Origin of the sequence: Actinocorallia sp. API 0066, assembly GCF_020991275.1 — a bacterium.
Lineage (GTDB): Bacteria > Actinomycetota > Actinomycetes > Streptosporangiales > Streptosporangiaceae > Actinocorallia.
Genome location: NZ_JAJLQY010000009.1, coordinates 268,704 through 284,274 on the forward strand (window position 1 = coordinate 268,704; position 15,571 = coordinate 284,274).

Sequence of the window (15,571 nt, forward strand, 5' to 3'; positions counted from 1 at the left end):
ATAACTTCGGCGGCGGCGGCCGGGTCAGGTGAGTTCGCCCTTGGTTTCCAGGCGGGTCCAGGCTTTGGCGACGGGGACGGAGACGAGGGCCGCCTGCCAGGGGCGGGCGCCGAGGCGGCGGAGGTCGGCGCGGATCGCCTCGGGCGTCGGCTCCTCGGGCGGGGACCAGCACAGGCGGCGCACGAAGTCGGGCTGGACGAGGTTCTCGCTCGGCAGGTTGTGCGCGTCGGCGAGCGCCGCGACGACGGTGCGCGCGGCGGACAGGCGGGCGGCGGCCTCGGGGTCGCGTTCGGCCCAGCGGTGCGCGGGCGGCGGGCCGTCGCCCGGCAGGTTCTGCTCGGGCAGCGCCGACTCCGGCAACTGCCTGCCCTTGGCGATCGAGCGCAGCCACTGCGTCGTGTAGCGGCGCGCGTTGCGGCCCTTGACGGCGGCGATCGTGAACAGCTCGGCCATGGTGCGCGGCTGCGCGACGGCCATGTCGATGATCGCGGTGTCCGGCAGCACCCGGCCCGGCGAGAGGTCGAGCTCGCGGGCGATCTGCTCGCGCGTCTCCCACACCTCACGGACGACGGCGAGGGCCCGCCGGTTGCGCACCCGGTGGATGCCCGAGGTGCGGCGCCACGGGTCGGTCCGCGGCTGTCTGGGCGGGGCCGCCGCGATCGCCTCGAACTCCTGGAGCGCCCAGTCCAGCTTGCCCGCCTCGACGAGTTCGGCGTGCAGCGCGTCCCGCAGCTCGACCAGCAGCTCGACGTCCAGCGCCGCGTACCGCAGCCAGTCGGTGGGCAGCGGCCGGGTCGACCAGTCCGCCGCCGAGTGGCCCTTCTCCAGGCTGTACCCGAGGACGGTCTCGACCATCGCGCCCAGGCCGACCCGCGGGTAGCCGAGGAGCCGTCCGGCGAGTTCGGTGTCGAAGAGCCTGCGCGGCACGATGCCGACCTCGGCGAGGCACGGAAGGTCCTGGTTGGCGGCGTGCAGCACCATCTCGGTGTCGCCGATCGCCCGGTTCAGGTCGTTCAGGTTCGGGCAGGCGACCGGGTCGATCAGCGCGGTGCCCGCGCCCCTGCGGCGCAGCTGCACGAGGTAGGCGCGCTGCCCGTAGCGGTAGCCGGAGGCACGCTCGGCGTCCACGGCGACCGGGCCCGAGCCCTCGGCGAACGCGGCGACGACCTGGTCCAGGCCCGTGTCGTCGGCGACGACGGGCGGGATGCCCTCACGCGGCTCCAGCAGCGGCGACGACGCCGCACCGCCCGCTTCCCCACCTGCTTCCACTCAGCTACCGTACGTCCTTCAGATCGCGGACCCCGCGCGGGGGGAGCCCGGCCGCCATGCACATCACCTCGGTCCAGGCGCGGACGTGCGCGCGCAGATCCGTCCCGGCGGGTGACCATGATGCCCTGAGTTCCAGTTCCGTGGTGGCCGGTTCGTCCTCCTTGCCCCCGAAGCTCTCGCTGACCGCACGGGTGATCGTGCCCGATTCGGCGGCGTAACCGGCCTCGTCCAGGGCTTCGGTGAGCCAGCTCCACGCGACGCTGCCGATCAGGGGGTCGTCGGCTATCTCCGGTTCCAGTTCCGCCCGGACGTAGGCGACGAGCCTGTACTCGCCGTCCCAGCCGGGCCTGCCTTCGGGGTCGTGCAGCAGGATGAGCCTTCCGACGGCCAGTTCGGCGTCGTCACGCACGACGGAGGCGGCGACCGCCGCCGAGAAGGGCGCGAGCCGCTGGGGGGCGGGCATCTCCTCGAACTCGAGTTCCGGGCGTTCCGGATCGCCCGAGAGCGCCTCGGTGAGGGTGTCCAGCGCCTCCCGGTAGCCGGGTGCCGCGTGCGGGGGTGTCATCTGCCGAGAGTAGATCTCTGGCCGAGTAGGGCGCGGGGTTGCCACGCCGACACGGCTACGCGTGGTGATGCGGGGGGTTGGAGGCACCGGCGGACCTCTGCTCGTCCGTGAGCTGATCGCTCGTTTGCGATGTTGATAATTGACGAAAATGCCAGCGAGTTCGGCGATCTTGTGGGATATCGGGCGGCGTGTCCCGAAAATCTCGTTGGGGTTTCCGGCCGGGGCGCGCCGAACCGCACCCCGGGGCGCCGCCGCCCCGCGCGCGTGGGACCATCGGTACATGCCCGCTGAAGACCCGGTGTTCCTCCGTGCCTGCCGCCGCGAGCCGGTGCCCCACACGCCCGTGTGGTTCATGCGCCAGGCGGGGCGCTCCCTGCCCGAGTACCTGCGGCTGCGCGAGGGCATCCCGATGCTGGACGCCTGCGCCGACCCCGAGCTGATCGTGGAGATCACGCTCCAGCCGGTCCGCAGGTACAGCATCGACGCCGCGATCTTCTTCAGCGACATCGTGGTGCCGCTCAAGGCCATCGGCATCGACCTCGACATCAAGCCCGGCGTCGGCCCCGTCATCGCCGACCCGATCCGGGACAAGGACGCCGTCTCCCGGCTGCGTCCGCTGTCTCCCGACGACATCCCCTACGTCACCGAGGCCGTCAGCGGCCTTGTGGGGGAGTTGGGCGACATCCCCCTGATCGGCTTCGCGGGTGCGCCGTTCACGCTGGCGTCCTACCTGATCGAGGGCGGGCCGTCGAAGAACCACGACCGGACCAAGGCCCTCATGTACGGGCAGCCCGACATCTGGCACAGCCTCATGGCGGCCCTGACGGAGATCACGATCGGCTTCCTGCGCACCCAGGTCGCGGCGGGCGCCAGGGCGGTCCAGCTCTTCGACAGCTGGGTCGGCGCGGTGGCCCCGGAGGACTACCGGCGCTACGTCATGCCCTACAGCGAGCGGATCTTCGCGGCGATGACCGACGTGCCGCGCATCCACTTCGGCGTCGGGACGGGCGAGCTGCTCGGCCTCCTCGGCCAGGCGGGCGCGGACGTCGTCGGCGTGGACTGGCGGGTCACCCTGGACGAGGCGGCCCGGCGCGTCGGCCCCGGCAAGGCGCTCCAGGGCAACCTCGACCCCGCGCTCCTGCTCGCGCCGTGGGAGGTCGTCGAACCGCGCGCGCGCAAGGTGCTGGAGCAGGGAAAGGCCGCCGAAGGCCACATCTTCAACCTCGGCCACGGCGTCCTGCCTTCGACCGACCCGGACCAGCTCGCCCGTCTCGCCGACCTGGTGCACTCCGCCTCCGCGCGCTGAACGAGCCGAACGGGCTGAACAAGGCGGGATGAGAGCTTTCTCATCCGCATCCGGTTCCTCCGGTCCGCCGGTCTGCCTACCTTGGGCGCATGAGATCGCGCGGCCCCCTGCTCGCCGTGGCGGGGGCCGTGCTCCTCGCCGTCGGCGCGGTCTGGGCGTTCGTGCTCGCCGCGCGGGCCGACGAGCCGCGGCTCGGCCCCGAGGTCGTCGTCACCGCGACGCCCCAGCCGACCCCCACGGCCACGCCTGAGCCCTCCCGGGAGACGGCCGACCCCGTCAGCCCCGCGCCGCCCCGACAGGCCGACGACGACTCGTACGGCGGCTCCGGCGACGACGACGATGACGACGACGATGACGATGATGACGATGATGACGACGACGATGACTGAGCGGGTCCGGTGAGCGCCCGCGCGCGCATCGTCGGCTGGGTCCTGCTGGTCGTCGCGCTCGCGCTCGCCGTCGCGGGCTCGGCCACGTGGTCGCTGCTGGTGAACCGGCTCGACGACAGGGTCAGCGCGGAGCTCACCAACGAGGCGGAGAAGCTGCGCGCCTTCGCCCGCAACGCGGGTCCGGTGACCGACGTGCGGACCCTCCTCACCGACTACCTCGCCGCGACGGCGCCGGACCGCCACGAGACGTACTTCACCGTTGTGGACGGCAAGGCGGACAAGGTCAGCGCCCAGTCGCCGGAGGCCAGGCTGGACACCGACGACGAGCTCGTGGCCCGTGCCGCGGCGGCGCGGCGGCCGGAGTCGGGGTGGGCGCGGAGCAGCGCAGGGAAGGTGCGCTACCTGGTGATGCCGGTACGGGTCACCGGGGACGAGCGCAGGGGAGCCCTCGTGGTCGGCATCTTCTATGACAGGCAGCGCGAGGAGATCACCGACGCGATGCGCTCGCTCACGCTGACCTCGGTGCTCGCCGTCGCCGTCGCGGGCGCCGCCGCCTGGCTCGTGGCGGGACGGGTGCTCGCGCCGGTCCGGCTCGTGCGCACCACCGCCGAGCGGATCAGCGACTCCGCCGACCTCAGCCGCCGCCTCACCGTGCCGGGCGACGACGACATCTCCGCCCTCGCCGGGACGTTCAACCGCATGCTGGACAGGCTGGAGCGGGCCTTCGCGACCCAGCGCGAGTTCCTCGACGACGCGGGCCACGAGCTGCGCACGCCGCTCACGGTCGTCCGGGGCCATCTGGAGGTGATGGGCGAGGAGGACCGTGAAGAGACCGTCGCCCTCGTCCTTGACGAGCTGGAGCGGATGAACCGGATCGTTGACGACCTGCTTCTCCTGGCCCGCTCCGAACAGCCCGGGTTCCTCGACCTGGGAGAGGTCGCTGTCGCGGAGTTGACGGTTGACGTCCTGGCGAAGGTCAGGACGCTCGCCGACCGCAGGTGGAGGCTGGACGAGGTGGCGGACACCCACGTCATCGCCGATGGGCAGCGGCTCACCCAGGCGCTCGTCCAGTTCGTCGCCAACGCGGTACGGCACACCGAGGACGGCGGGCTCGTGGCGCTCGGCTCCGCTGTGCGCGACGGCCGACTCGAACTGTGGGTCCGCGACGACGGCCCCGGCGTGCCGCCCGACCAGCGCGACCGGATCTTCGACCGGTTCGTGCACGGCGCGCAGACCGGCACCGGGCTCGGCCTCGCCATCGTCACCCGGATCGCCGCCGCGCACGGCGGGCGGGCCGAGGTCCGCGACGCGCCGGGCGGCGGCGCCGTCTTCCTCATCACCCTTCCGGCACACGAAACGGGCACACCTGGTGAACCGCATACTGATCGCTGAGGACGAGGGACGGATCGCCTCCTTCCTGGACAAGGGGCTACGGCGGCACGGTTTTGTCACGACGGTCGTCGAAGACGGGGTGAGCGCTTACGAGTCCGCGCTTACCGGGCAGTTCGACCTCCTCGTCCTTGACCTGGGGCTGCCTGGGCGCGACGGCCTTACCGTGCTCCGGATGCTGCGAGACGCGAGGGTGACCCTTCCCGTCGTCATCCTCACCGCGCGCGGGGGCGTCGCCGACACCGTCGTCGGGCTGGAGAGCGGGGCCGACGACTACCTCGCCAAACCCTTCGCGTTCGAGGAGCTGCTCGCCCGGATCCGGCTGAGGCTGCGGCCCGAGCGGGCGCCGGAGGCGACCGTGCTGACGGTCGGCGACCTCGTGCTCGACCTGCGGACCCGCCGTGCGCGCGCGGCCGGACGCACCGTGGAGCTGTCGAGCAGGGAGTTCGCCCTCGCCGAGTTCCTCTGCCGCCACCCCGACCAGGTGCTCACCCGCGAGCAACTCCTCAGCCACGTGTGGGGCTTCGACTTCGATCCCGGCTCCAACGTCGTCGACGTGTACATCAGGTACCTGCGGCGCAAGCTCGGCGCGTCCCGCATCGAGACGATCCGGGGCACCGGCTACCGGCTGCGCCCCGTCGCCGCGGAAGGGCCCGCCTAGAGGCGTCCCGGCTGATGAGAGGGCTCTCATCGCCGCCTCATGGCCGCTCCACCGGCCGCCCGGAGGCTGGAGCCAGCCCGGAAGGACCGGGCGGCACGAACCGGGAAGGCCACCGTGACCCTTCTGCTGCAACGGGTGCTCCTCGCCCTGGCGCTCGCCTTCGGACTGACGTCCCTCGGCGCCGTCCTGCCCCCCTCCGCCTCGCCGCTCCCGTCGCTCACCTCCACCGCCGCCTACGCGGACGACGACGATGACGATGACGACGACCGCGACGATGACGACGACGATGACGACCGCGACGACGATGACGATGACGACCGGGACGACAAGCCCAAGTCCACCGGCCCCGGCAACGGATCGTCGAACCCCGCGCCGTCCAACGCGGGCCCCGGCAAGAGCGGCGGCGTGACCCAGCGCGACGACGACGATGACGACGATGACGACGACGATGACGACGGCGGCCAGGGCGACGACGACCGGGACGACCGGGACGACGACAGCAAGGTCCCCGTGGGCGGGGTCGACACGGGCGCGGGCGGCACCGCGGACTTCGGCTTCACCAGCGCTGGCGTCCTGATCCCGCTCGGCGTCACCCTCAGCCTCGCCGCGGGCGCGGCCGTCCTCTTCCTCCGCCGCTTCACCGGAACCAACTGACCCATGCACCACACCCGTGAGGGACGAAGCGGCCGCCCGAGCGCGGCCGCTTCCGCCGTCCCGCCCCCCGACATGCCCGCCGCCGCGCCTGACGAGCCCGCTGAGCCGTCCCGATCCCAGTCCGGGTATCGGAAGGCCGGAACGGTGGCGGCGGGCCTCAGCCTGCTCCTGGCAGCCGCCTGTGCGTCGGCTCCGGCCCCGCCCGAGCCGAGCGAACAGTCCGCCTCGTCCAGCCCGGCGACCAAGCCGGAAAAGCCCTCCGAGCGGCCGCGCGCGGTGGGTGACCCGGTGCGGCTGCGCATCCCGGCGGTGGGCCTGTCCACCGAGATCATCCCGCTCCGGCTGGACGGGAAAGGCAAGCTCATCGCCCCGAAGCGCTTCGACGTCGTGGGCTGGCACCGCGCGGGCCCGGAGCCGGGCGAGCGGGGCACCGCCGTCGTGGCGGGCCACGTGGACTCCCGCTCGGGCCCTGCCGTCTTCTACCGCCTGTCCGACCTGGCCCCCGGCACCCGCGTGCACGTCGACACCGACCGAGGCCAGACGTTCACGTTCACCGTCACCCGCCTGGAGCGCCACCCCAAGAGCGACGTCCCCGACTCCGTCTACCGCCCGTCCCGCACCCCGGAGCTCCGCCTCATCACCTGCGGCGGCTCCTTCGACCAGACCCGCCGCTCCTACCGCGACAACATCATCGTGCACGCCACCCTCGCCCGCTGACCCGGTCAGTCGACGGAGACGGCGTCCAGGGAGCGGAGGAGGTGGCTGAGGACCTTGACGCAGGCGGCGAGGTCGCCTTCGGTGAGGTCTCCTCCGACACCGCCCAGCACGGTGTGCTCCCGCGCGATGAGGGCGGCGATGAGGGAGTGCCCGGCGGGGGTGAGCCGGACGAGGGCCGAACGCCGGTGCGCCGGGTTGGGGGTGAACTCCACGAGGCCGCGGGCGGCCGCCTCGTTGGCCATGCGCTGCACGAACTGGCGGCTGATGGCCTGCTGGCGGCTCATCCGGGGCACGGTCAGGGGGCCGTGCTCCAGGAGCATCACCAGGACGGCGCGGAGCCCGACGGACAGGCCCTCGCCCGGCACGTCGTCCTCGACCCTGCGGTGGGCGCGCCGGTAGAGCGGCCCCACGAGGTCGAAGACCTCGGCGAGGCGGGGGGCGAGTTCCGCGGGCGGCAGCACGCGGTCGTTCTCGTTCATGCCTCCATGATGACACCCCGGTTGTCATCTGGACGGAAAGATGACACCTTGGTTGTCATGAAGGAGCTGTTCTGGACCGACACAGGCACCACCACGGGCACGGGCCGTCCGCTCGTCCTCCTGCACGGCGGATTCCTCGACCACACCCAGTGGGACGACCAGGTCCCCCTCTTCTCCGCGCGCCACCGCGTCATCGCCCCTGACGCCAGGGGCCACGGCCGATCGGAGAACGCGACGGCCCCGTTCCGCCACGTCGACGACCTCGCCGCCCTGCTACGCCACCTCAAAACAGGACCGGCCGTTCTGGTGGGCGTGTCCATGGGCGCGAGCACGGCGGTGGACCTCGCCCTGGAGTACCCGGACCTGGTGGCGGCCCTCGTGGTGAGCGGCGCAGGCACCAGCGAGCCCTACTTCACCGACCCTTGGACGCTCGGCGTGTGGGGCGAGTGGACGGCGGCGATGTCCCGCGGCGACCTGGACGGCTCCGTCGCGGCCTTCCTGCGGTTCGCGGCGGGCCCCCACCGTGCGCTGGACGACGTGGACCCCGGAGTGGTGCGAAGGCTGCGCGCCATGGCCACCCGCACGATGTCCAAGCACACCGCCGACGAGGGCGACCCGCTCGTGCCGGTCACCGACACGTGGGCGCGGGCGGCGGGAATCACCGTGCCGCTGCTGTCCGTGCGCGGCGCGCTGGACTCGCCCGACCACCTCGGCATGGCCGACCGCCTCGTCCAGACGGTCCAGATCGGCCGCTCGGCCACACTCGACGGCGCCGCGCACTACCCCGACCTGGAGCGCCCCGAGGGCTTCCACGGCCTCGTCAGCGGCTTCCTGGACGGCCTGTGACGCAGTGCCCGCGCCGTCAGGCCGAGCGGGTGGTGATCGAGTGGAGCGCGCCCTTGCCGATCAGGCGGTCGAGGGCCTGCTCGGTGGCGGAGTCGGCGGGCAGGTGGACGAGCAGCCGCTCGTCCTCGGTGGCCATCTGCTCGACCTGGAAGCGCAGCGGGCCCGCCTCAGGGTGCCGGACGGTCTCCGTGAACGCGCCGGGCATCGCGATCGGGGCGGGCTCGAACCGCTGGGTGAAGGCGGCGCCCGCGAGCACGGCGAGTTCCTCGGCCAGGGCGCCCAGATGGTGGTCGCTCGGCCCCGAGGAGACCCGGACGGCGGCGATGTGCGCGTCGGCCCGCTCGTCCCAGTTCGGGTAGGCGGCGCGGGCGCGCGGGTCGGTGAACACCCAGCGCAGCAGGTTCGGCCGCTCGCCTTCGAGGATCCCGAGCGGCCCCGCGTAACGCGCGTACGCGTCGGTGTGGGCGAGCACGTCGCTGAGCCGGTTGAGCAGCACCGCGGGCACCGGCTCCAGGGCGCGCAGCACCCCGATCAGCGAGGACCGCACCTCGAGGACGGGCGGGTCGGTCGCCGCGCACGGCGCCGGATCGCCGCTGGCGGACTTCGCCGCGTAGCGCAGGTAGGCGCGCTCGTCACGGGACAGGCGGAGCGCGTCCGCCAGCGCGCCGAGCACCTGCGGCGACGGGTTGCGGTCGCGGCCCTGCTCCAGCCGGGTCAGGTACTCCACGCTGATGCCCGCCAGCGTCGCCAGTTCCGAGCGCCGCAGGCCCGGCGTGCGGCGCCGCGCCCCCACGGGCAGCCCGACGTCCTCGGGACGCAGGGCCTCCCTCCGCTGGCGCAGGAATCCACCCAGGTCGTTGTCGGCCATGCGTCGAATCTACTGCGACACGCCCGATGGATCGTGGCCCCACGGGGGCCAGCCTTGCGGCGGCCCGTCTTGACACGGTCTCCCTCTCCTGCTCCGCGCACGGCACGCTGGCCCCATGACGACAGAAACGCCTCTCAAGCTCGCCGTGATCACCGCCAGCGTCCGGGAGGGCCGGTTCGGCCCCTCGGTCACCGAGTGGTTCACCGCGCACGCCAACGGCGCCTTCGAGGTGGACGTGATCGACGTCGCCGAGCACGGCGACCTTCCGCTGGCCTTCCCCGCCAAGGGGGTCGAGCCGCCCGCGGAGATCGTGGCGGCCGTCGGCCGGATCACGCCACGGCTGGAGGCCGCCGACGCCTTTGTGGTGGTCACACCCGAGTACAACCACAGCTACCCCGCCTCCTTGAAGAACCTCGTGGACTGGCACTTCACCCAGTGGCAGGCCAAGCCGGTCGGCTTTGTGTCCTACGGGGGCGTGTCCGGCGGCCTGCGCGCCGTCGAGCACCTGCGCGGGGTCTTCGCCGAGCTGCACGCGGTCACCGTCAGGGACCAGGTCTCCTTCGCGTTCTACTGGGAGACGTGGGGTGAGAACGGCCCGCAGGACGCGGAAGCCGCCGACACCGCCGCCAAGCAGCTGCTCTCCCAGCTCGACTGGTGGGGCCGCGCCCTGCGGGAGGCCAGGGAGCGCCGCCCCTACGCCGCGTAAGGCAGATCGCCAAGGGGCGATGGTCCCTGACGGCTGACTGTGATCTCACACCGTGAGACGGCCTGGGCACGCCGCCCCTTCTGCCATGGTGGAGGGGTGGACACGAGGCATGTGGTGGTGGTCGGCGGGGGGATCGCCGGGCTGGGCGCGGCCTGGCACCTGAGCCGCGCGGGGCTGCGCGTGACGGTCCTGGAGGGAAGCCCGCGCGTCGGGGGCAAGCTCAGGGTCAGCGAGCTCGCGGGGGTCGCCCTGGACGAGGGCGCGGAGTCGATGCTGGCCCGCCGCCCCGAAGGGCTGGGGCTCGTCTCCGCCCTCGGCGCGGACGACCTGCTGCGCCATCCCGGCACCACCTCCTCGTCGATCTACAGCCACGGGGGCCTCAAGCCGTTCCCCGCGGGGCAGATCATGGGAGTGCCGTCCGACCTGGCGGCGCTCGCGCGATCCGGAGTACTGGACGCGGCGGGCGTCGCCAGGGCTGCCCTCGACCTCGCGCGGCGCCCCACCCCGCGCGGGTCCGACATCTCCGTCGCCGACTTCGTGGGCGACAGGATGGGCCGTGAGGTCGTCGACCGTCTTGTCGAGCCGCTTCTGGGCGGCGTCTACGCGGGCCGCGCGGAGCTGCTGTCTTTCGAAGCCACCCTTCCGCAGCTCGCCCACGCGACGCGGGGGGAACGCTCCCTCATCCAGGCGGCCAAGGCCGTCCACGAGTCTGCCCCCAAGACGGACGCGCCTGTCTTCGCCACCCTGCGCGACGGCATGGGCTCGCTGCCCCTCCTGCTCGCGGACGCCCTCACGAAGGACGGCGTGGAGATCAGGACCGGCGCCGTGGCCCAGGAACTGCGCCGCACCCCGGACGGGTGGAGGGTCGTCCTCGGCCCCAAGACCGCCCCCGAGGCCGTGGAAGCCGACGCGGTGGTCCTCGCCGTGCCCGCCGCCCCCGCCGCGCGTCTGCTGGCCCATGACGTCCCCGCCGCCTCCGCCGAGCTGGCGGCCGTCGAGTACGCGAGCATGGCGATCATCAGCCTCGCCTACCGTCCCACCGCCTTCCCCGAGCCGCTCAAGGGCTCCGGCTACCTTGTGCCGCCCGTCGAGCGCCGCAGGGTGAAGGCCGTGACGTTCAGCTCGGTTAAGTGGCCTTCGATCGCGGAGAAGGACCCCGGCCTCGTGCTCGTCAGGGCGTCGATCGGAAGGTTCGGAGAGGAGACGACGCTCCAGCGCGACGACGCCGAGCTGAAAGCCGACGCGATGGCTGAGCTCGCCGACACCTGCGCCGTGGGGGAGCTGCCCGTCGACACGCGCGTCACGCGGTGGGGGGGCGGGCTCCCGCAGTACAACGTGGGGCACCTGGACAGGGTCGCCCGCGCCAGGGCAGCCGTGGCGGGACACCCCCGGCTCGCCGTCTGCGGCGCGGCCTACGATGGGGTCGGCGTCCCCGCCTGCCTCGCGACCGCCAAGGCGGCGGCCGTCCGCATCATCGATCAGCTGAGGGAAGTGCAACCGTGACCGACAAGCCGAAGGCCCGCGACCTCAACCAGGTGATCCGCTACACCCTGTGGTCGGTGTTCAAGGCGGACGGCCTGCCCGAAGGCGACCGCTCCGCCGTCGCCACCGAGGTGCAGGACCTGCTGGACGGCTACGCGGCCAAGGACGTCACGACCCGCGGCCTGTACGACGTGGGGGGGCTGCGCGCCGACGCCGACTACATGTTCTGGTGGCACGCGCCCAGCAGCGACGACCTCCAGGAGGTCTACCACCGGTTCCGCCGCACCGAGCTGGGCCGCGCCTCCACGCCCGTCTGGTCGAACATGGCGCTGCACCGGCCCGCCGAGTTCAACAAGAGCCACATCCCGGCCTTCCTCGCCGACGAGGAGGCGCGCGCTTACGTCTGCGTGTACCCGTTCGTCCGCTCCTACGAGTGGTACCTCCTGCCGGACGCCGAGCGCCGCCAGATGCTCGCCGAGCACGGCAAGATGGCGCGCGGCTACGCCGACGTGCGCGCCAACACCGTCTCCAGCTTCGCGCTCGGCGACTACGAGTGGATGCTCGCCTTCGAGGCCGACGAACTCCACCGGATCGTGGACCTCATGCGTCACCTCCGCGCCTCCGAGGCCCGCCGCCACGTGCGCGAGGAGGTCCCGTTCTACACCGGCCGCCGCAAGACCGTCACCGAGCTCGTCACCGACCTCCCCTGACGGCCCGCCCTACGGTCCGCCGGAGAGCGGCGGCCGGCGCCCTCTCCGGCGGCGCTCACCATACGTGGCCGCGCCGCGCGCACTCGGCGTGGACCTGCGGCCCGAGCGACGCCCCTTCGTAGGCGCAGACCGCCCGCTCGTCACGCACCCGGTACCCGTTGACGAAGCACCGCATCCCCGTCGGCGTCCTGAGGCTCAGCACGGCGCACGTGGCCTTGGTGGCGTCCTCGGGGTTCGGGGGCTTCGGGGGCTTGGGCGCCGACGGCGGATCGACGTTCCGCACGACGTCGTCCGCCTGACTGCGGAAGGCCGGGCAGCCGCCGCAGGTCAGCGCAAGCAGCGCCACCGCACAGACCATGCGGATCTGCAACGCCATGGATCTCCACCTCCGCTTCGATCGACCTCATCGAACACGGCGACGGCCCGCAGGACTCCCTCAGATGACGGATACCGCCGGATCTGCCCCGTGGTCGGTCGGGCTCAGTTCGGGGCGGCGACGTTGAAGAGGACGGCCGTGGTCTGGGTCCTGTTGACGAGGTAGTAGCCGCCGGGTGGGGTGCCGGGCGGGATCCGCAGGTCGAGGAGGGCGGTGCCGTCGGCAGCGCCGACGACCTCCAGGGCGGAATGGAAGGGACGTGTGATGGTGCTGTTCTCGGTGAGAGCCGGGCCGTACAGGTAGAAGGGCGTGGGCGCGTCGGGGGAGAGGCCGCCGAAGGCGAGGGTGATCGCTCCTCCGGGCGCCAGCGGGGCTCCCTGGCCCTGATCCTCCAGCACCGTGCTGACCAGGGGTGTGTCCGCCCTGACGATGTGGACCTCGCGCACGGCCGTACGCCCGTCCTGGGTGGCGGTGACGGTGTAGGAGCCCTTCGCGTCTCCGGGTAGGAAGCTCATGGTGAACTTGTCGCGCCGGGTCTCCTTCGCCGAATGCAGGCTGTCCGGAGGCAGGACGCGGTTCTCCACGACGGCGCCGTCCGGGCCCTTCAGCGTGACCGCCACCTCCTTGTCGGGGTCCGCGCCGAGCGCGCACAGGCTCTCGTGCGAGGGGATGGGCAGCCGGATCGGCTGCGTCGGGTCGGGGACGTCGGCCGGGTCGAGCCAGGAGTAGGTGGGCGCCTCGGTCTCCCAGGGCGTCCGGAGGGAGAACTCCGTGTGTTCGAGGCAGTAGTCGGGCCCGCCGCCCACGGAGCCGCTCAGCTGCTCGTCAAGGCCCGCGGGACGTTGCGCGGGGTCCGGGTCCTTCAGGACCGCCTCCTGGTGCGGCACGCCGCCCGTGGTGCGCACCGGGGGCTCCGCCCGCGGCGGGCGGTCGGTGTCGGAGCAGGCAGCGCCCGCGAGGAGCGCGACGAGGACCAGGGCGAGCCGGACTGGGGAAGGCGCGGAGCGCATACGGTCCTCTCCTGCGTCGAGGCGTTCGTCTGTTTAAGGTAGTCCAGGGGCGTCCGACCGATACGGGAAACGCGGGGTGGCGGTGGCGGCCGACGACGGGACGAGCGACGACACCGCAGGGCGGGACACCGAAGCAGACCGTGAGCAGCCGCGTGAAGAGCCCGCCCGTGAGCCGGAGGCCGACGAGCCGCCCGAGCGCCGGGGCGCGCTGAGGTTCCTGGGCACGTGGGCGGCCAAGGCGGTCGGCCTGTTCGTGGTGGTGCTGGGGGTGGCGTCGGGTCTGGTCGGGCTTTCCGGGGATTTCCCCGACTTCTGGCGGTCGCTCCCGTTCGTCGATCCGCCGCCGCTCGCCGGGGACGTGAACATCGTCGTCGCCCCGCTGGCCCTCGACACGCCGCAGCCGACCGACCGGGACGAGCGGACCGCCCGGCGGTTCGGCGAGGCGCTGCTGGCGATGGCCGAGGACGAGCTGGCGCGCCCGGCCCGGGTCGCGGTCGGCGCCGCCGCCGACGGCGGGGTGCGGGTGTACCGCACGGAGGCGGGGCGCGCGGAGCGGCTGCGCGCCGACCTCGCGTCCCGCTCCGGCCACATCGCGATCTCCGCGACGCTGCTGCCGGGCCCCGTCGACAGGCTCCGCGTCGAGGTCTACCTCGACCGGTTCGGTCTCGGCGAGGCGTATCAGCTGGGCGGCCTCCAGCGCCTGTCTTCGGCGGAGTTCACGGACGTGTCGGCGAACCCCGTAGCGCGCGGCCGGGCCCGCGCCTTCCTGCTGGACCGGGCCCGCCTGTACGCGCGGCTCCTCATCGCGGTCAACCAGTACGCGCTGGGCGACGCCGCTGATCTCGCCCGCAGCGTCACGACGATGCGCGCGCTCCTGCCACGGCTGACCGAACCCGCCGAGCGTGCTTTTGCGCTGCTGCTGATCGGCAACGCCGAGGCGCGCGCGGGCCACCGGGCCAAGGCCGAACGCGCTTACCGCGACGCGCTCGCCGCCGACCCGGGTTCGGTGCGGGCCAGGCTCGGCCTTGCCGAACTCGCCTATCTGAAGGCCGGAGGCGTCTTCGAGGGGCGCGTGTGCACGCGCGGCACCGCCCGGCTGGCGGAGCTGCGCGCGTTGGAACGCCGCTACGCCGAGCTGGCCGGGGACATCCCGTCCGGCGACCCGCAGGACCTCCGGCCGCGGGCGGAGTTCGCGCTCGCCCGCACCCGGCTGTGCCTGCTGCTCGCGCGCGGCAAGGCCCCGCTCGGACAGATCGAGCGGGGCCTGCTGACCGCCGCCGCGAGCTGGGAGAACGACACCCGCAAGACCTGGCTGCGCACCATCACAGCCGAGTCCTACGCCCTGCTGGCCGAGATCAGGCTGCTCGCCTTCACCGACCGCGAGCCCGACCCGGCCGCCGCGGCCCGCTACTTCGCGGCGGCGGCGCGCACCGCCCCCGACACCGCGCGCCGCACCGCCTACGAGAACCGCCGCCGCGACGTCTCCCGCTCCCTCCCGAGCCCTGGGGGCCCCGCCTAGCGATCGGCGTCAGGTGCGGCGTAGGCGGGCGAGGATGGGGCGTTTGCGGCCGTGGACGAGACGACCCGCGCCGCGGCCGACCAGGAGATAGGCGAGGAGGACGCCGACGCTGTTGAGGATGATGTCGTCGACGTCGAAGGTGCGGCCGCTGATGGCGAAGTGCTGCACCAGTTCGATGCCGAATGACAGGACGCCTCCGATGATGAGGAGGCGGAGCGGCCCGCGCAGACGTGAGGAGAGGACGGGGAGGAGCACGCCCATGGGGGAGAGGAGTAGGAGGTTGCCTCCGATGGCGATGGCCGCCTCCCGGACGCTTGGACGGTCCAAGTAGAACCGGAGGGTTTTGCCTGGTTCGCTGTTGCCGATCGCCCATCCGTTGGGGTCGGGCACAGGGGTCAGGGTGAACCTGAACGCCCAGTAGCCGAAGAACGCGAGGGCGGCCAGGGCCACCGTCCACGTCAGGAATCTGAGGGTCCGCCGGAACCAGCCGCGCTTGGCCCGTCCGGCGGCCTTTGTCGTCTCGCCCGTCGTCTCGCCGCTCACCCGCCCGCCTCCCGCAGGCGCTCATTCCCCCAAGTCCGTGCACTATTCAGGCAACGGGACGGTCAAGAAGTGTCCGGGCCCG

At 72.8% G+C, this 15,571-nt stretch carries 18 protein-coding genes; 11 read left to right on the forward strand and 7 right to left on the reverse strand.

Annotation, left to right across the window (positions count from 1 at the left end):
- Positions 1-24 precede the first annotated feature (24 nt).
- Positions 25-1,269, reverse strand: coding sequence for a ribonuclease D (locus tag LO762_RS22945; RefSeq protein ID WP_230617920.1), 1,245 nt, complete (start codon positions 1,267-1,269; stop codon positions 25-27).
- 4 nt (positions 1,270-1,273) lie between these two features.
- Positions 1,274-1,834 (reverse strand): DUF3000 domain-containing protein, encoded by a 561-nt coding sequence (locus LO762_RS22950; RefSeq protein ID WP_230617921.1) that lies wholly within the window; start codon positions 1,832-1,834, stop codon positions 1,274-1,276.
- A 280-nt stretch (positions 1,835-2,114) separates the two neighbouring features.
- Between LO762_RS22950 and hemE the strand changes: the two genes are divergently transcribed.
- The 6 genes from hemE (at position 2,115) to LO762_RS22980 (ending at position 6,950) form a co-directional block, all read left to right on the forward strand.
- On the forward strand, positions 2,115-3,140 hold the full coding sequence (gene hemE, locus LO762_RS22955) for a uroporphyrinogen decarboxylase (protein WP_230617922.1): 1,026 nt from the start codon (positions 2,115-2,117) through the stop codon (positions 3,138-3,140).
- Between the two features lie 89 nt (positions 3,141-3,229).
- On the forward strand, positions 3,230-3,529 hold the full coding sequence (locus tag LO762_RS22960; protein WP_230617923.1) for a hypothetical protein: 300 nt from the start codon (positions 3,230-3,232) through the stop codon (positions 3,527-3,529).
- Between the two features lie 9 nt (positions 3,530-3,538).
- Complete coding sequence (locus tag LO762_RS33635; protein ID WP_230617924.1) at positions 3,539-4,921, forward strand: cell wall metabolism sensor histidine kinase WalK; 1,383 nt, start codon at positions 3,539-3,541, stop codon at positions 4,919-4,921.
- A complete protein-coding gene (locus LO762_RS22970; protein ID WP_230617925.1) occupies positions 4,899-5,579 on the forward strand; it encodes a response regulator transcription factor in 681 nt (226 codons plus the stop codon). The genes LO762_RS33635 and LO762_RS22970 overlap by 23 nt, the downstream gene beginning before the upstream one ends.
- Before the next feature lie 114 nt (positions 5,580-5,693).
- Positions 5,694-6,233, forward strand: coding sequence for a hypothetical protein (locus LO762_RS22975; RefSeq protein ID WP_230617926.1), 540 nt, complete (start codon positions 5,694-5,696; stop codon positions 6,231-6,233).
- Positions 6,234-6,236: 3 nt separating this feature from the next.
- Positions 6,237-6,950, forward strand: coding sequence for a class F sortase (locus tag LO762_RS22980; RefSeq protein WP_230617927.1), 714 nt, complete (start codon positions 6,237-6,239; stop codon positions 6,948-6,950).
- Between the two features lie 5 nt (positions 6,951-6,955).
- Here LO762_RS22980 and LO762_RS22985 read toward each other — a convergent pair whose 3' ends face one another.
- Positions 6,956-7,429, reverse strand: coding sequence for a MarR family winged helix-turn-helix transcriptional regulator (locus LO762_RS22985; RefSeq protein ID WP_230617928.1), 474 nt, complete (start codon positions 7,427-7,429; stop codon positions 6,956-6,958).
- A gap of 57 nt (positions 7,430-7,486) precedes the next feature.
- Here LO762_RS22985 and LO762_RS22990 point away from each other — a divergent pair, with 57 nt between their 5' ends.
- Positions 7,487-8,275, forward strand: coding sequence for an alpha/beta fold hydrolase (locus LO762_RS22990; RefSeq protein WP_230617929.1), 789 nt, complete (start codon positions 7,487-7,489; stop codon positions 8,273-8,275).
- 16 nt (positions 8,276-8,291) lie between these two features.
- Here LO762_RS22990 and LO762_RS22995 read toward each other — a convergent pair whose 3' ends face one another.
- Positions 8,292-9,143, reverse strand: coding sequence for a helix-turn-helix domain-containing protein (locus LO762_RS22995; RefSeq protein WP_230617930.1), 852 nt, complete (start codon positions 9,141-9,143; stop codon positions 8,292-8,294).
- Between the two features lie 115 nt (positions 9,144-9,258).
- Between LO762_RS22995 and LO762_RS23000 the strand changes: the two genes are divergently transcribed.
- From LO762_RS23000 to hemQ, 3 genes are all read left to right on the forward strand, one after another.
- Positions 9,259-9,849 (forward strand): NADPH-dependent FMN reductase, encoded by a 591-nt coding sequence (locus tag LO762_RS23000; protein ID WP_230617931.1) that lies wholly within the window; start codon positions 9,259-9,261, stop codon positions 9,847-9,849.
- Between the two features lie 96 nt (positions 9,850-9,945).
- Positions 9,946-11,352, forward strand: coding sequence for a protoporphyrinogen oxidase (gene hemG, locus LO762_RS23005; protein WP_230617932.1), 1,407 nt, complete (start codon positions 9,946-9,948; stop codon positions 11,350-11,352).
- Positions 11,349-12,041 (forward strand): hydrogen peroxide-dependent heme synthase, encoded by a 693-nt coding sequence (hemQ, locus tag LO762_RS23010; protein ID WP_230617933.1) that lies wholly within the window; start codon positions 11,349-11,351, stop codon positions 12,039-12,041. The genes hemG and hemQ overlap by 4 nt, the downstream gene beginning before the upstream one ends.
- Positions 12,042-12,096: 55 nt before the next feature.
- Here the strand turns inward: hemQ and LO762_RS23015 are convergent, their stop codons facing one another.
- A complete protein-coding gene (locus tag LO762_RS23015; RefSeq protein ID WP_230617934.1) occupies positions 12,097-12,417 on the reverse strand; it encodes a hypothetical protein in 321 nt (106 codons plus the stop codon).
- A 104-nt stretch (positions 12,418-12,521) separates the two neighbouring features.
- A complete protein-coding gene (locus LO762_RS23020; protein ID WP_230617935.1) occupies positions 12,522-13,427 on the reverse strand; it encodes a hypothetical protein in 906 nt (301 codons plus the stop codon).
- Positions 13,428-13,503: 76 nt separating this feature from the next.
- Here LO762_RS23020 and LO762_RS33640 point away from each other — a divergent pair, with 76 nt between their 5' ends.
- The gene (locus LO762_RS33640) at positions 13,504-14,946 is read left to right on the forward strand and encodes a tetratricopeptide repeat protein (RefSeq protein WP_230617936.1); all 1,443 of its coding nucleotides are present in this window, start codon (positions 13,504-13,506) and stop codon (positions 14,944-14,946) included.
- A 9-nt stretch (positions 14,947-14,955) separates the two neighbouring features.
- Here the strand turns inward: LO762_RS33640 and LO762_RS23030 are convergent, their stop codons facing one another.
- On the reverse strand, positions 14,956-15,489 hold the full coding sequence (locus LO762_RS23030) for a VanZ family protein (protein ID WP_230617937.1): 534 nt from the start codon (positions 15,487-15,489) through the stop codon (positions 14,956-14,958).
- Positions 15,490-15,571 lie beyond the last annotated feature (82 nt).

Coding starts and splice junctions, on each gene's coding strand:
- LO762_RS23015 (WP_230617934.1), bottom strand. CDS start 12,417: ATGGCGTTGCAGATCCGCATGGTCTGTGCGGTGGCGCTGCTTGCGCTG.
- LO762_RS22985 (WP_230617928.1), bottom strand. CDS start 7,429: ATGAACGAGAACGACCGCGTGCTGCCGCCCGCGGAACTCGCCCCCCGC.
- LO762_RS22995 (WP_230617930.1), bottom strand. CDS start 9,143: ATGGCCGACAACGACCTGGGTGGATTCCTGCGCCAGCGGAGGGAGGCC.
- LO762_RS22960 (WP_230617923.1), top strand. CDS start 3,230: ATGAGATCGCGCGGCCCCCTGCTCGCCGTGGCGGGGGCCGTGCTCCTC.
- LO762_RS22980 (WP_230617927.1), top strand. CDS start 6,237: ATGCACCACACCCGTGAGGGACGAAGCGGCCGCCCGAGCGCGGCCGCT.
- LO762_RS23000 (WP_230617931.1), top strand. CDS start 9,259: ATGACGACAGAAACGCCTCTCAAGCTCGCCGTGATCACCGCCAGCGTC.
- hemE (WP_230617922.1), top strand. CDS start 2,115: ATGCCCGCTGAAGACCCGGTGTTCCTCCGTGCCTGCCGCCGCGAGCCG.
- LO762_RS22950 (WP_230617921.1), bottom strand. CDS start 1,834: ATGACACCCCCGCACGCGGCACCCGGCTACCGGGAGGCGCTGGACACC.
- LO762_RS22990 (WP_230617929.1), top strand. CDS start 7,487: ATGAAGGAGCTGTTCTGGACCGACACAGGCACCACCACGGGCACGGGC.
- LO762_RS23020 (WP_230617935.1), bottom strand. CDS start 13,427: ATGCGCTCCGCGCCTTCCCCAGTCCGGCTCGCCCTGGTCCTCGTCGCG.